This window comes from Clostridium sp. HV4-5-A1G (assembly GCF_900184915.1).
Classification (GTDB): Bacteria; Bacillota; Clostridia; order Clostridiales; family Clostridiaceae; genus Clostridium_B; species Clostridium_B aromativorans.
Genome location: NZ_FXYI02000091.1, coordinates 1 through 14,587 on the forward strand (window position 1 = coordinate 1; position 14,587 = coordinate 14,587).

Annotated in this window: 13 protein-coding genes; all 13 read right to left on the minus strand. The window is 38.1% G+C overall.

Features of this window, described 5'->3' with window-relative positions; genetic code table 11:
• Positions 1 to 67: 67 nt before the first annotated feature.
• Positions 68 to 997, minus strand: coding sequence for a 3-hydroxyacyl-CoA dehydrogenase family protein (locus J5G60_RS10735; RefSeq protein WP_150355681.1), 930 nt, complete (start codon positions 995 to 997; stop codon positions 68 to 70).
• A gap of 75 nt (positions 998 to 1,072) precedes the next feature.
• Positions 1,073 to 2,026 carry a carbamate kinase gene (gene arcC, locus J5G60_RS10740; RefSeq protein WP_150355682.1) on the minus strand — a complete coding sequence of 318 codons (954 nt, stop codon included), beginning with the start codon at positions 2,024 to 2,026 and terminating at the stop codon, positions 1,073 to 1,075.
• A gap of 37 nt (positions 2,027 to 2,063) precedes the next feature.
• Entirely contained in the window at positions 2,064 to 3,395 is a 1,332-nt protein-coding gene (gene uraA / locus J5G60_RS10745) for a uracil permease (RefSeq protein WP_150355683.1), read from the minus strand.
• Between the two features lie 17 nt (positions 3,396 to 3,412).
• On the minus strand, positions 3,413 to 5,758 hold the full coding sequence (locus J5G60_RS10750; RefSeq protein ID WP_150355684.1) for a xanthine dehydrogenase family protein molybdopterin-binding subunit: 2,346 nt from the start codon (positions 5,756 to 5,758) through the stop codon (positions 3,413 to 3,415).
• A gap of 2 nt (positions 5,759 to 5,760) precedes the next feature.
• Positions 5,761 to 6,225: a (2Fe-2S)-binding protein gene (locus J5G60_RS10755; protein WP_150355685.1), complete on the minus strand. Its 465-nt coding sequence runs from the start codon at positions 6,223 to 6,225 to the stop codon at positions 5,761 to 5,763.
• Between the two features lie 4 nt (positions 6,226 to 6,229).
• On the minus strand, positions 6,230 to 7,066 hold the full coding sequence (locus J5G60_RS10760) for an FAD binding domain-containing protein (protein WP_150355686.1): 837 nt from the start codon (positions 7,064 to 7,066) through the stop codon (positions 6,230 to 6,232).
• 371 nt (positions 7,067 to 7,437) lie between these two features.
• Complete coding sequence (locus tag J5G60_RS10765; RefSeq protein WP_150355687.1) at positions 7,438 to 7,779, minus strand: Zn-ribbon domain-containing OB-fold protein; 342 nt, start codon at positions 7,777 to 7,779, stop codon at positions 7,438 to 7,440.
• Positions 7,780 to 7,781: 2 nt separating this feature from the next.
• Positions 7,782 to 8,981, minus strand: a complete 1,200-nt coding sequence (locus tag J5G60_RS10770) for a thiolase C-terminal domain-containing protein (RefSeq protein WP_150355688.1) — start codon at positions 8,979 to 8,981, stop codon at positions 7,782 to 7,784.
• Positions 8,969 to 9,652, minus strand: coding sequence for a hypothetical protein (locus J5G60_RS10775; RefSeq protein ID WP_150355689.1), 684 nt, complete (start codon positions 9,650 to 9,652; stop codon positions 8,969 to 8,971). The genes J5G60_RS10770 and J5G60_RS10775 overlap by 13 nt, the downstream gene beginning before the upstream one ends.
• A gap of 40 nt (positions 9,653 to 9,692) precedes the next feature.
• Complete coding sequence (locus tag J5G60_RS10780) at positions 9,693 to 10,484, minus strand: cyclase family protein (RefSeq protein ID WP_150355690.1); 792 nt, start codon at positions 10,482 to 10,484, stop codon at positions 9,693 to 9,695.
• A gap of 14 nt (positions 10,485 to 10,498) precedes the next feature.
• Positions 10,499 to 11,914: a DUF1116 domain-containing protein gene (locus J5G60_RS10785; RefSeq protein ID WP_150355691.1), complete on the minus strand. Its 1,416-nt coding sequence runs from the start codon at positions 11,912 to 11,914 to the stop codon at positions 10,499 to 10,501.
• Between the two features lie 27 nt (positions 11,915 to 11,941).
• The gene (fdrA, locus tag J5G60_RS10790; RefSeq protein ID WP_150355692.1) at positions 11,942 to 13,510 is read right to left on the minus strand and encodes an acyl-CoA synthetase FdrA; all 1,569 of its coding nucleotides are present in this window, start codon (positions 13,508 to 13,510) and stop codon (positions 11,942 to 11,944) included.
• Positions 13,511 to 14,479, minus strand: a complete 969-nt coding sequence (locus tag J5G60_RS10795; protein WP_150355693.1) for a DUF2877 domain-containing protein — start codon at positions 14,477 to 14,479, stop codon at positions 13,511 to 13,513. It lies immediately after the preceding gene.
• Between the last annotated feature and the right edge of the window lie 108 nt (positions 14,480 to 14,587).

The window sequence follows — 14,587 nt, forward strand, 5'->3', positions numbered from 1 at the left end:
ATTTACTACAGTATGCAAGTTATATATAAATATATTTCATTTTAATGTATATTTTTTGTAATTGGTATTATGAATTTTCCAAAAAATACAAAAGCAATTCTTCCCGTTTATTTTGCACATTTTTTAAAACATCTGATGGCCAATTATAAAACCCTTTTCCACTTTTACATCCCAATTCTCCAATTTCAACTTTGTTTTTAAGCAAATGAGATGGTTCAGTTGAACTGCAGAGATCCTTAAGCAAATATGCAGATACGGAATTTATTACATCAAGCCCTGCTAGATCAGCAGTACGTATTGGACCTGTAATTGGCAATCTTCTCCCCAATCCATACTCAATAGCTTTATCAACTTCTTCAGGCCTAGCCCAACCCTGTTCCACTATAAATAAAGCTTCCCTCAATAAAGCATGTTGAAGTCTATTTCCGATAAATCCCAGACATTCTTTTTCCATAGGAATGGCCTTATTGCCTATGAACTCAACCCATTCAATAGTCCTAACAATTGTTTCCTTTGATGTTTTTTTACCAGGTACTACTTCCACAAGCGGAATCAATTGAGGGGGGTTCCAAAAATGCGCGACCACTATTCTTTCAGGATGTACTGTATATTTAGCTATATCTGTTGGTAAAAGTCCAGATGTACAAGTTGCTAAAATTACATTTGAGGGGCATATTTCATCTAAGACTTTAAAAAAATACTGTTTCAATTTTATATTTTCGGCTAAACACTCAATTATCAGATCAGCATTTTGAGCTGCTTTTTGAATTGTTTTAACTCCCCTTATGTCATTTATAATTTTTTTACACTGCATTTCTGATAATTTCCCTTCGTTTTTCCAAAAATTTAAACTTGATTCTATATTTTTGAATCCTCTGTATAAACTCATGTCAGATCTGCCATAAATGGTTACTTTAAGTCCAGCTGTGGCACAAAGCAATGCTATGCCAGGTCCCATGGTTCCAGTACCTAATACAGACACTTTTTTAATATTCATATTCATCATCATTCCTTTCAACATAGTTTTATTTGAACATGGAGAACCAAAAACATGCATATCAAAAACATTGAATTAAATATCACTTATTACCGTACCAGTGTTGCCGCATAATGCTTCCTTAAGTTTTTCAAGAGATGTTATTATAGCTCTTTTCCCCCTTTTTGACTCTGCAAACATGACAGCCGCCTTTACCTTAGGCAGCATTGAACCTGGTGCAAACTGTCCTTCTTTCATATATCTACAGGCATCTTGAACACTCATTGCCGATATATTTTTCTGGTTTTTTTTATTGAAATTTATCGCAACTTTCTCAACAGCAGTTAATATAAGCAGTATATCTGCATCAATTATTTCAGCTACCTTCTCTGATGCATAATCCTTATCAATCACTGCAGCAACCCCCTCAAGACTGGTGTCATCTTTCTCAATCACAGGAATCCCTCCACCACCTACAGTGATTACGATATGCCCTGCACTAACAAGCGTTTTAATTACTTCTTCCTCTACAATAGTTTTTGGAAGCGGAGAGGGTACAACCCTTCTCCATCCCCTTCCCGCATCCTCTTTCATCAAATAATTCATTTTGGGCATCATTATTTCAGCCTGTTTTTGTGTAAAAAATGAACCTATAGGTTTTGTCGGGTTCTTAAATGCTTCATCATCTTTATCTACAATCACCTGGGTAATTACTGTTGCTACCTGATTGCTCATTCCCCTTCTCTTTAATTCCTTTTTCAGTGCCTGCTGAAGATGGTAGCCAATATATCCCTGACTCATAGCTCCACATTCCTGAAAGGGCATTACACCTTTTGACCTATCAGCTAAAGCTGCAATTTCATAAGTTGCAATAATCTGACCTATCTGAGGACCATTCCCGTGAGTAACAACAATTTCATTGCCCTCTTCAACAAGATCTACAATAGATTTTGCCGTCTTATAACAGGCCTTAAGCTGAGATTCTGCTGAATTATCCTTAGGATCCGCCTGAAGTGCATTCCCTCCTAAAGCTACCACTATCCTTGACATACAAGATTCCTCCATTTTCATTATTTAATTCAATTTCCTAAACTCCAATATGAACATCAGAAGTCGTTATATCAGATTTTATTTCATATTTTTCATTCATTATTCCAAGCTTGCCCAATACATAGAAAATGATTGACAGTATAACTCCGACAACAGCTGCAAATGCCATTCCCTTTAACTGCACTGTCCCAATATTTACACTGGCTCCGCTTACACCAACTACAAAAGTAATTGCGCCTAAAACCATGTTGTAGTTTATGCTGAAATCAACCTTTGATTCTACAAACATTCTAATACCTTGGACTGCTATTATTCCATACAGCAGCATAGTGATTCCGCCCATAACAGGTTCTGGAATAGCCTGTATTGCAGCTGCTATTTTACCTATGCATGAAAAGATTATTGCAAATATGGCAGCTCCCCTGATTACCCATACAGAATAAACCCGGGTAATGGCCATTACGCCTATATTTTCTCCATAAGTGGTATTTGGTGTTGAACCTGTAAAACCTGAAATAACATTACTAATACCATCTCCAAGAAGTGAACGGTAAAGTCCGGGATCCACCAGTAAATTTGAGCCAGTTATCTTGCCGGTGACTATCAGATGGCTTATGTGTTCTGCAAACACAACTATACAGGCGGGAGCGATTATAAAAATTGCACTCCAGTCAAATACGGGAGCCTGAAACTTAGGAAGTGAAAACCAATTTGCATCTGCAATGATCTTTGTATCCACCATTCCCATAATAAAGGCAAGAATATAGCCTGAAACTACAGCAATTAAAATCGGTATAACCTGTGCAAATCCTCTGAATATAACGGAGCCAAATATTCCTACCGCCAGAGTGAATAGAGCTACAAAAATGACTTTTGGATCAGCTACATAAGGTTGAACAACTTTTCCTACTGCCGTAGCAGCAGGAGCAAGACCTGATTGAATTGCTGCATTTGGAGCAAGCTCAAGCCCAATTACTGCAACAACTGCACCCATAACAGCAGGAGGCATGACAACGTCAATCCACTTTATTCCAAACTTTTTTACAATATAGGACATCAATATGAAAAACAGTCCAAAGAAAATGAATCCTGATTGTGCATGACTGAAACCACCAAAAGATGTGATAATTAAAATAGTAGGTGATATGAACGCAAAACTTGAGCCTAAATATGCTGGAATTCCACCTTTGGTTACGTAGGAGTAAATCAATGTACCAATACCATTCATCAAAAGACAGATTGCAGGGTTTACTCCAAGAATTAGCGGTACAAGAATGGTAGCACCAAACATAGCCGTCAGATGTTGAAAACTAAGTGGTATAGTTTCAACAATGGGTAGTTTCTCATGAATTCCTACAACACGTTTCATAAATTTTATTCTCCTCCTTAAATAATTTTATTTAACGCCTCGTATACTTTATCTGCTGAAAAAGGCGTTTCAAAAAGATCAACTCCTGTTGCATCCGCAATCGCATTTCCAATGGCAGAGGTTACTGAGATCATAGGGTGTTCTGCGCAACCTCTAGCACCATAAGGCCCATCAAGCTGCGGCGTCTCTATAAAATGTACTTTAACAAGTTCAGGCAAATCTTTCATTGTAGGTATTTTGTAATCTACAAAACTCCTGGTCAAAAGTCTGCCTTGAGAATCATATTTGAGGGTTTCGGATAAAGCTGTACCTATTCCCTGAACAATCCCGCCAACTACCTGCCCTTTTACCAGCATTTTATTTATAATGTGCCCAAGATCTATAGCGGTTATTACTTTTAAAATCTTTATATCCCCGGTATTAGAATCCACTTCTATTTCAAAGGCATGTGCACCATATGTCCAATCAAGAGCCGGCCTGCCCTGACCAGTATCTTTATCAAGAATTGTCAATCCCTGTGCTATATATTTACCCCTGCCTATAAGTGGACCACCTATGCCATTCCCATTTGGATAAGTATAGCCTACTGCTATTTCTTTATAAGACACTTTATTTTCTGGAAACTGCTTTACATACACACATTCATCACCAAGTGCAAGATCCCTTTTCGAAGCACGAAGAACAATCGCTCCTACATCAAAAATTTGCTCTTCAATATCATCACAGGCTTGAAGTACAGCATTTCCTCCCAATATGGTCATTCTGCTTGCCACAGTTTGCCAATCATAGGTTGCTGAGTCCGTATTTGTTTTAAACACTGCATGAACTTTTTCTATCGGCACATGCAATCTTTGGGCTATCATCTGACTCATGGCTGTATATGCACCCTGGCCCATATCTATCCCAGCCACATTAAACCTAACGGAACCATCTTCATTCATCTGAATCAAAGCGGAAGTGGCTGCATTACTTGGCATGGCAGGTGCCTTATGAAGTACTGCTATACCTTTGCCCCTATATATACCAGTTTTCTTCTCAAATGCTTTTTCGGCTTCAGTCTTACTCCTTCCCCATTCTATATCCTCAGCAACAGTTTTTAAACATTTGATAACGTTTCCAGATTGTTCATAAATAGGTTCTCCTGTTATGGTCTTGGAGCCAGGTCTTAACAGATTTTTCAATCTAAATTCCAATGAGTCCATTTTCAATTTTTTTGCTACAAGCTCCATCTGACGTTCTATTGCCCAAAAAATTTCAGCATGCCCAAATCCCCTATAAGCTGTACCAAAAATATGATTTGTATAAACAGTATAAGAATCAAGTTTAACATTTTCTATTTCATAAGGACCTGCACCCGAATACCCAGTTGCCCTTGTTATATTTACTCCATAATCTGCATATGCTCCTGCATCCCATAAATATTCAATTTCTTCAGCTACAATTTTGCCATTTTTCTTAACACCTGTTCTGAGCTTTGCAGTAAGACCCTGCCTGCAGGGAAGAGTCGATATTTCTTCTTCTCTCGTTGCAACAAATTTCACCGGTTTCCCTTTAGCAGCCTTTGAAAGAAGTGCAACCAGTGGTTCCAGATGAATACCTGCTTTGCCTCCAAAACCTCCTCCTACATAAGGTACGGTAACATCGATATTTTGAATTGGAACTCCCAGTGCCACGCTGAACAGATTGCGAAGCGTATATGGGGATTGAGCACTACTCCAAATCTTTATTTTATCTCCAGTTCCCCATCTTGCTATAACCGCATGTGTTTCAAGGGGAACATGCAAAATCTGCGGAACTTTAAATTTATTTTCAACTATCAGATCTGATTCATCAAATCCCTTTTCAATATTTCCCTTTCTAAGCTTAAAATGATTTGCTATATTTGTATCAGCTTCCGGGAAAAACACATCCGGAATTGTCCTATAATTTTTTAGATCCGGGTGAATCAATATGGAACCGGGCTTTACGGCTTCTTCTACATCAAGCATTACTGGCAAAGACTCATATTCAACTTCAATGAGATTCACAGCTTTTTCAGCAATATCCAAACTCACAGCTGCAACGGCCGCAACAGCTTCTCCAAAGTATCTCACTTTATCTACTGCCAAAATAGATTTATCTACAATATAGATTCCAAGCTTTTGATAAGCTTGTTTGCCAGTCAACACTGCTTTTACCCCCGGTAGACTTCTTGCCCTGCTCACATCAATGTTTTTAATCAATGCATGGGCATAGGGGCTGGTTTTGAGCTTAGCATACAACATGCCTTTGGAGCTCATATCCTGTACATACTGCGCTTCCCCTGTAACTTTTTCGATGCCATCTACTCTGGGTATACTATTCCCCACATAATTGAAATTCATAATTATTCACCTTCCCCTGCAGCAGCTTCGACAGACTCTATGATGTCCTCATATCCGGTGCACCTGCACAGATTTCCCTGTAACGCTTCTTTTATCTCATCTCTGCTGGGATGTGGGTTTTTCATAAGCAGTGCTTTGGCCGACATAATCATCCCAGGAGTACAGAATCCGCACTGAAGACCATTATGCTTTATAAAAGATTTTTGTAATTTTGATAACTCTCCAGATTTTGCTTCACCTTCAATGGTTTGGACTTCTCCTTCCGCAGCTTCCAGTGCCATAACACAACAGGAATTTACGGCTTTACCATTCAAAATAACCGTACATGCACCACATTCACCTGCACCACAACCTTCCTTAGTACCTGTAAGCCCTAATTTTTCACGCAAAAACCAAAGCAGAGTACTATTTGACGGCACTTCTTCAAAAACCTCATCTTCATTTACATACAAATGCAATTTCTCCATATAATTATCTTCCCCCCTTCAGTTCATCAACTATTTTACAGGTTAAGTATCGAGCCATTGCAATTCTGTACTCCTTAGTAGCTCTTACATCACCAATGGGCTTAATTCTGTTTATGACAGCCTCTGCTATTTTATTTCTGTATTCTGTAAAATTTGATGCTTTGAAATTTTCTGTATATTCTATCAAAACTGGTGTAATTGCCACTGCACCAAGAGACAATTTTAAATTTCCATCTTTCCTCAAATAACCTGCTGCACTTATCTGTGAAAGATCGTGACCTTTTATTCTTGACCTTTTAATAAATCTGCCCTTTCCCTGAATTGGTGGATAAATTACTTTGACAACCATCTCATTTTCTTTTAAAACATTTTTCTTTACTCCTGTAAAAAAGTCTTTTAGCAATACCTCTCTATGTCCATTTACTGATGATATACAGGCTCTTCCTTCAAGTACAAGTGAGGCTGGAAGCATATCCCCTCCTGGTGATGAATTGCATATATTTCCAACTAATGTCGCTCTATTCCTAATCAGTGTATTCGCAAGAACTTTAGCTGCATCAATTAATATTTGATAATCTGAACTTATGTCATGACAATCTATAATTTCATTTAGCGTCACCGCAGAACCTATGGTAAGTCCAATTCCACCATTGTAGGAGATACTATGAAGTTCTTCAATCCCCTTAATATCAACAAGATACTTGCAGTGGATAGAATTATTTCTCAATGCGATTATTACATCCGTTCCTCCAGCTAGAATTTTTGCCTCACTTCCATACATATTCATCAATTTTAAAACCTGTTGTAAAGTCTCAGGTCTAATGTATTGAAAATCCTGCAATTAAATCCCCCCAATCAATATGAATGTATATTTAATGCCCCTAAAGCATTTTATAATTACAATCAATCATACAACCTGCATCTTTAGGGGCATTTCACAAATCCTACATAACTCTTATCAACATTTTATCCGAACGCTACCATTGCTAATACTCCAAACGCACTCTGTGAAAGCGACTGTCACCAAATCAAAGATTTGGGACATCTGCTTTTCTTAAAGTGGGAGATAAGCACTGCTACGCGCCTGGATAAGTTCTTCACCTAAAGGATAACGTATTCTAAGTGCTGAAGACACTAAGAATACTGTTAATAAGGTTCAGGTGAAGGAAAGTATTCCTTATTAGCAAACTCCACCTGATCCTAAGAATCACTTTATTTAGCTTCTTTAAAAATAAATCCACAACAATTTTTATTGACGCTCTCTTTAACAACTCCCACAGTTGAAATAAGTTTCATGCCAATTACAGGATTTCCAACCTCCAATTGGCCTGTCACCTTAAGTCCATTTTTAAATTCAGCAACTCCAAAATACAAATAGGGCTTCATATAACCTTCTGGAAGGTTGTATACTTTCGTATAGGTCAAAAGTTTTGCATCTCCCTCAAGGGGTATCTTCTCAAATGTTCTGTTACCGCACTTTTTGCATACATAATGCTTAGGATGGTGGAGTTTTCCGCATGCTGTGCATCTGTAGGCATACATTTTTTCACCCATAATTACTCCCCCTCCTTTGTCACTATAGTAGCCACAACATTATTTCCAAAACCGCCAAAATTTACTGCAAGTCCTGTCTTCGCACCTTTTACCTGACGTCCATCCGCTTCACCCCTCAGTTGTTTAACCAATTCCACAACTTGAGAAACACCTGTAGCTCCAAGTGGGTGTCCTTTAGCCTTTAATCCTCCGGAAGTATTAATTGGAATTTTACCATTTATCTTGGTTTCGCCATTTCCGGCCGCAATATGTCCTTCTCCCCTCTTAAAAAATCCAACTTCTTCAGATTCAACAATTTCTAATATCTGAAATGCATCGTGAAGTTCAGCCACATCAATATCCTCGGGCCCTAAATCCGCCATCTCATAAGCCTTCTGTGCAGCTAGTCTCACTGCCAGCAGATCTGTAGGCACTTCCCTTTCGGCCATGGCATGTGTATCAGTGGCCTGACCAATTCCAGCAATCTTTACCGGTTTTTTTGCAAACCTGTCTGACTTATCCATAGCACACAGAAGAACTGCTGCTGCACCATCAGATACTGGACACACTGAATACAATCTGAGTGGAGAGGCCACATATGGATTTACTATCCCCGCATCTTCATCCTCTGTAATCGCATATAGATTTGGCACCGTATGAATATGGGCTACTGGATTGTGCAGTGCATTTTCGTGATTTTTTACAGAGACAATGGCCAAATCCTTTTCTGTTATCCCATATTTTTCCATGCATAACCTTGTAAACATCCCTGCAAGCGACGGTAAAGTTATGCCATAATCATATTCTGCTTCCGGATGAAGCATTGTAGCAACAAAATCAGTGCTCTCCCATCCACTGACAACTCTCATCATCTCTCCACCCACAACTAAAACCGCATCGCACATACCGCTGGCAATTGCCATATATCCCAATTTTATTGCTGAAGCACCTGATGCCGGACCATTCTCAACAGTTTCTGCCATAGCTGGCCTTAAATTCAATGTGTCTACAAGCGCAGATGCAACACCACATTGCTTGTTTAAAATACCAGCTCCCATTGTAGCTACAAAAACCTGATCTATCCCATGTTCTCCCTCTACAGTTCTTACCCCGGCATCATCAAGAGCCTGTACTGCTGCCATACACAGCATATCCATAAAGGTTCCCTCAGACATTTTCCCAAACTTTGTATGGCCTACTCCTACAATTCCTACTTCTCGCATCTTTTATACCCCGGAATCTGCGCATAGGTAATTGGGAGAATGGGATTTTCAGCAGTCTTAAGAAGTTCTTCTTTCACAGGCCTGCGTCCTGCTAATTTATCAGCTCTGTGTCTTTCCCAAAGAGCTCTTGTCAGCACGTACGTTGGCACACCTCCTAGTTCATGCCATATTTCAGGCCTTGACTCCAATTCGTATTCAATCATCCATCTTTTAAATCCGTTTGGACTTTCAGCTACTATCCAAACTTCTTCTTGATTTAAAATATCCAGATGATATTCCATTTTTGCTGCAAACAGCTGTGCACCGATTCTAAGCCCCTGTTTTAAAGCCATGGTATGATATGACATCCCTACCTTCTCATCTACCATACGCCCATTTACAATTCCAACTATTATTCCATCTATCGTACCAATTAAACAGTACTCATTTTTAACTCTGTAGCGATGATATCCCAAAAGTTCTGCATACAATCTAGAAGCAACAATATCATAAAAATCTTTTTCCACTGTCATGAGAGGTTTAACTGCTTCTAAAATATGAGGTACCTCTTCTCTGCTTATTTGACGAATTACCAGTTTATCTCCATTAGCCATGGAAATCACTTTGGGAGGATATGGTTTCATGGGTAATTCAACAGGTCTTAAGCTCTGTTCCATTTTGTCTACTATCATTTTCTATCATCCTTTCATATCATAATTTTATTTTGACAATTTACTCTGCATCAAAAGCCACTATTCGGCATATACATGATTCTCCGCCTTCAAATCTCCAAGGGAAACATCCAATTATCAACCTCTTTCCAAGCACCTTGTCTATATCTCCACCAAGATTTTCAGCATGTACAATATTATATGGGAAGAGATCATAGTGCATCAATTGATAGTCTTCATCCGGCCAAAAATCTTCAAGTCCCTTTCCATATTTAGATCTCAAGAATTTATCAGCCTTTTTTGCTTCCTTTGGAGCCCATTCGCGAATTTTGGTATTCATAGGATGATCTGCAGAGCCGCAGTCAACACCTATCCATTTAAATTTCATTTTTTTACACCAGTTTGCAAATTCCTTGGTTGGTCCTGGATGCCTCATCATAACTCTTTCTTCGTCAGCTTCAGGCTCATCCCATGCATATCTATGATATCCCGTATGAATGATAAGTATATCTCCCTTTCTTACATCTGCTCTATCCATAATATCTTTTGAAGTATAGATCCCATAATCTTCAGCTATATCGGATATATCAACAACTACTCCTGGTGCTACCAGTTCTTCCAGCGGAATTGCAGAAATATCTCTACCATGAGTGCAAAAATGCAATGAACCATCAAGATGAGTACCTACATGGTTTGAATGAGTCAGTACCTGCCCATTGGCACCATTTGAAGAAAGTCTTTTGAAAAATTTGATCTGCAGCGGCTCATAGGTTGGCCACGGTGGCGTCAAATGGCTTAACTTTTGAGTTAAATCATACATCTTTACTGATTTAAAGGAATCAATAATATTCATAATATAACCTCCATTTATAATAAATTGTATTTATTGATAAAAAATTTTAAAGCGTCTTCAAAACATTTCATAGGCGGATTTACCACGCCTGCTCCAATTTGACCAACACCTGCTTTATTGCTGGCAATGCCTGTATTTATTACCGGCAGTATTCCTGTTTCTATAACCTTCCTCATATCTATTCCAGTAGGAGTTCCCCTGAAATTGATGCCGGGTATTTTATAGGCATTATTCTCTGCATATGTTATTTCATACATGGTATTTGTATAATTAACGGCATCCTTTGGAGTACCGCCAACAAATTGTACAATTGCAGGCGCTGCTGCCATAGCAAAACCACCTATACCTGCTGTCTCAGTTATACAGCTGTCCCCAAGATCCGGGTTGGCATCTTTTTCGTCAAATCCTGGAAAGTACAATCCCTGTACCATTTCACAGGGGGCTGTAAACCACTCTTTACCCGTACCAACCATTCTGATTCCAAAATCTGTTCCATTTCTTGACATTGTATACAATATGGTGCAGTATTCAATACCTTCCAGTGGATCAAGGCTGCATTTGCAAGCAGGCATTGAAATATTCAAGAAAAAATGATCATTTTTATCTATAAAAGTCAATACCTCTTCTTTTTGCTTGTCTGAAAAATCCGTCCTCACAACAGCTGGTGCAATCTCTCTAAACAAAAGCGATGTGGCAGCTTTATTTCTATTGTGACCTTCATCCCCCATTTGAAGAAATTGGGCAAATATTGTCTTTAAATCTATGCTCCCCTTTATCTCAAGAGCTTGTTTAAGAACAGGTGCAAGATAATTCTGCATCCAATACAGTCTATCAAGTACTTCCTTTCCATAAGCTCCAAATCTCAATACTTTTCCCAATCCTTCATTGAATGTACAATAGGCATAGTTTCCAAATGTTTTATTCTGCACAATCCAAACCGGCATGGAGTAAGTAACTACACCTGCCATAGGCCCTACTGCCGAATGATGATGGCATGGTTCAAAATTTAATTCACCAGACAATACCATTTTTATGGCTTCATCTTTATTGCTGGCCAATTTTTCATAAATCAGCCCGCCAATTATGGCTCCTTTAAGTGGTTCACTCATTCTATCCCAGGTTATAGGTGGTCCTGCATGAAGTATGGTTTTCTTAGTCATTCCAGGTATAACCTCTCCAGCCATACCTACACCTACAAGAACTGGTTGGGCGGACAATAATCTATCCACGGCTTCACCATTGGCTTTTTCTATTTTATCAACCACTTTTTCATCCTCCAGCATGGAAAGCCACCTACTTGCCTTGCTTGGTGGTTTCCAATCGACCTGGATACATGGTACATGTTGACTTTTCAAATCATTATAGAAAGATTCCAGTCCCAAATTAATTGCCTTAATATCTTGTTTAAATAATTTATTAACTGCAGTCAAATCAATCACTTCCATTCATAATATTATTTAATTCAACTTCTTCATCAATTTTGCACAGAATCTGACAGCTTGAGCATTTGAAGGCATAACTATAACACCAGCCTTTTCTAATTTTTCCTTCTGTTCTTTAAAATTCTGCGGATCAGCTTCCGTACCACAGACATATCCAACTACACAAAGGTATTTGCCTCTGCTTCGTGCATTTTTCTTTGCCTCAATAATTTGTGGAAGCATTTCTCCCGCTGGATCAACATGGCATCCATAACCTATAACAAAATCCATCAATATAATTGCCACTTCCCCGTCATGGGCTTCTTCTGGCAATCTTTCCACTCTTCCCATAGGATCAATCATAGGATGAGGCCTTCCTACAGTAAAATCGTCATCTCCTAAATCAATACAGGTGTTTTTTTCACTTTTCGATATGTCCTTAAGCCTGTAATCCTGGGAGAGAGGTATATTTGAATACATCGCATACCCTTCTTTATCAAGAAGCTTCATGGCCTCATCTGCTAAAGTGCCTCCTGTATACAATGCCCTTATATATTTTTGCTCACTGTCAAATTTCAAGGATTCTCTTTCTACCAATGCATCTATTTCATTTTTCGTCTGTGTAAATCCTGTATAGTCAAGGACAGGATTTCCCTTAGACAGCGCCACAGCTTTATGAGCTGCATCCTCCAGGCTAACACAACTGTAAGCCCCATGAGATTCAATTTCTTCTCTGTCCCCGCCTATAAAATCAACTACCACAGATTTATTTGCACTGCCTATCATATTTAATATTTTTTCATAAACTTCCAAATCAGGCGGTTTTGAAATCAACACTATTACCTTTGTATCCGGATCATCTATCAATGCTTTAAATCCCTCTATCATCATAATCCCGCCTACAGCACTTTTTAAATCTCTTCCGCCCGTTCCAATGACCTGAGATACACCTCCTCCCAGTCTGTCAATAAGTACAGTGACCTCCTGAGTACCTGTTCCAGAGGCTCCTACAATTCCTATATCCCCTTTTCTAACCACATTTGCAAAACACAGTGGAACATGGTCTATTATTGCAGTACCACAATCAGGTCCCATTACGAGCAGCCCTTTATCTCTGGCAAATTTTTTCAATTCTATCTCGTCTTCCATTGAAACATTATCACTAAATAGCATTACATTTAGTCCATTTTTTAAAGCCCTTCTCGCTTCATCTGCGGCATATTCCCCTGGGAGAGAAATAATTGCCAAATTTGCATCTTTCATATGCTTGATAGCGCTTTTCAAAGTCTTAGGCTTATATTCATCTTCACTCCCTGGTTCTTCCTTCTTGAAATTCAAAAGTTCATCTACCTTATTTATGATGTTTTCATAAGCATTATCCTCTTCTTCGTCTACCAATGCGGCAATAAAAAAATCATTGGGAGTTAAATTCTTTACATCCGCATTACTTAATTTTAAATTGTCTGCCAGATCCTTATTGAGATCTGTTCCCATACCCACAATTATTTCATTTACATAGGGTAGTTTTTTTATTTCTTTGGTGATAACCATTAGGGCTACAGAATCATAATAAGTATTTTTTCTAATATCTACACAAAGTTTCATTCAAGCAAACCCTCCTATATTTTTTCTATACACTATATCTGTCAACATTTTGCTTCCTACATAAATTCCAAGAGCAGTATCTGTTCCTGAAGTTTCTCCGTAATCAATTGTATTTATAAGTGATGAAACAATCGCTTTCTTATCGTTGCAAGTTATAAGTGACGTCAAAAGCTTTCTGACCGCCTCATTTGTTTCTCCTACAGCAGAATGTTTCAACATTTCCCTGCTTACTCTTGTAGTCTTATTTAGCCCCTGGCTGATGATTTTTTTATTCAAATTACATATTCTTGAAAAATTTAAATTATAATAATTTCCAAAATATATAAGAGAAATCATAAGTCCGCTGATAAAATCATCCATTGCCGGAGTCAATCCGGGGCCGTATCCAATAACATTCTCTCCTCTTTGCATTAGCTGCTGCCCATCACCTTCTAATAAACTTTTAATAAATTCTATAAACTTGAATCTAATAAATTCAAAAGCCTTGTTATAAGAATATATACAAAAATGTTTAAGCTGCAGTTCAGGTAATTCATCACTTAATACAGTCATCAGCCATCCAATTCCATAAAATTTGCCATACACACTGAGTCCATCTTCCAGCACTTTTATATTTGCTAAAATTTCCTTTTCTGTGCATTTTGAAGATTTTATTAAAACCCCTGGGAACCATCTCCTTGCAGTATTCAACTCAATAAATATATTTTTCTCATTATTATAGATAACGTTTTCACCAAAGACAAATTTGAATCCTTTCTTCACTCCAAGTTCCATGAAATTAACTTTCCCTTGATTTTCCACCAGGATGCTCATAGGCGCCATATTTTTGCTGCCCCTAAGCAGTGTAACAAGTCCCTTTGGGGTTTCAATATTACATGCACTTTTAAATACAGAATGAACTTTACCTTCCACTATTTCTTCATTCATCAATGCATTCAGTAAATTTTCGCATATCAGAAGTGCCTTCATGTCATCAATCCTTTTTTACATTATACATGTATAATTCTAAATCTTTATCTTTCTAATAATATATTAACATGTTTAATTCTGTATAGCTTTATGTAATATATCTAAATA

What these genes read in the sequence shown, in the direction of transcription:
- J5G60_RS10735 (WP_150355681.1), bottom strand. Translation starts at nt 997, where the DNA reads ATGAATATTAAAAAAGTGTCTGTATTAGGTACTGGAACCATGGGACCT.
- arcC (WP_150355682.1), bottom strand. Translation starts at nt 2,026, where the DNA reads ATGTCAAGGATAGTGGTAGCTTTAGGAGGGAATGCACTTCAGGCGGAT.
- uraA (WP_150355683.1), bottom strand. Translation starts at nt 3,395, where the DNA reads ATGAAACGTGTTGTAGGAATTCATGAGAAACTACCCATTGTTGAAACT.
- J5G60_RS10750 (WP_150355684.1), bottom strand. Translation starts at nt 5,758, where the DNA reads ATGAATTTCAATTATGTGGGGAATAGTATACCCAGAGTAGATGGCATC.
- J5G60_RS10755 (WP_150355685.1), bottom strand. Translation starts at nt 6,225, where the DNA reads ATGGAGAAATTGCATTTGTATGTAAATGAAGATGAGGTTTTTGAAGAA.
- J5G60_RS10765 (WP_150355687.1), bottom strand. Translation starts at nt 7,779, where the DNA reads ATGGGTGAAAAAATGTATGCCTACAGATGCACAGCATGCGGAAAACTC.
- J5G60_RS10770 (WP_150355688.1), bottom strand. Translation starts at nt 8,981, where the DNA reads ATGCGAGAAGTAGGAATTGTAGGAGTAGGCCATACAAAGTTTGGGAAA.
- J5G60_RS10775 (WP_150355689.1), bottom strand. Translation starts at nt 9,652, where the DNA reads ATGATAGTAGACAAAATGGAACAGAGCTTAAGACCTGTTGAATTACCC.
- J5G60_RS10780 (WP_150355690.1), bottom strand. Translation starts at nt 10,484, where the DNA reads ATGAATATTATTGATTCCTTTAAATCAGTAAAGATGTATGATTTAACT.
- fdrA (WP_150355692.1), bottom strand. Translation starts at nt 13,510, where the DNA reads ATGAAACTTTGTGTAGATATTAGAAAAAATACTTATTATGATTCTGTA.
- J5G60_RS10795 (WP_150355693.1), bottom strand. Translation starts at nt 14,479, where the DNA reads ATGAAGGCACTTCTGATATGCGAAAATTTACTGAATGCATTGATGAAT.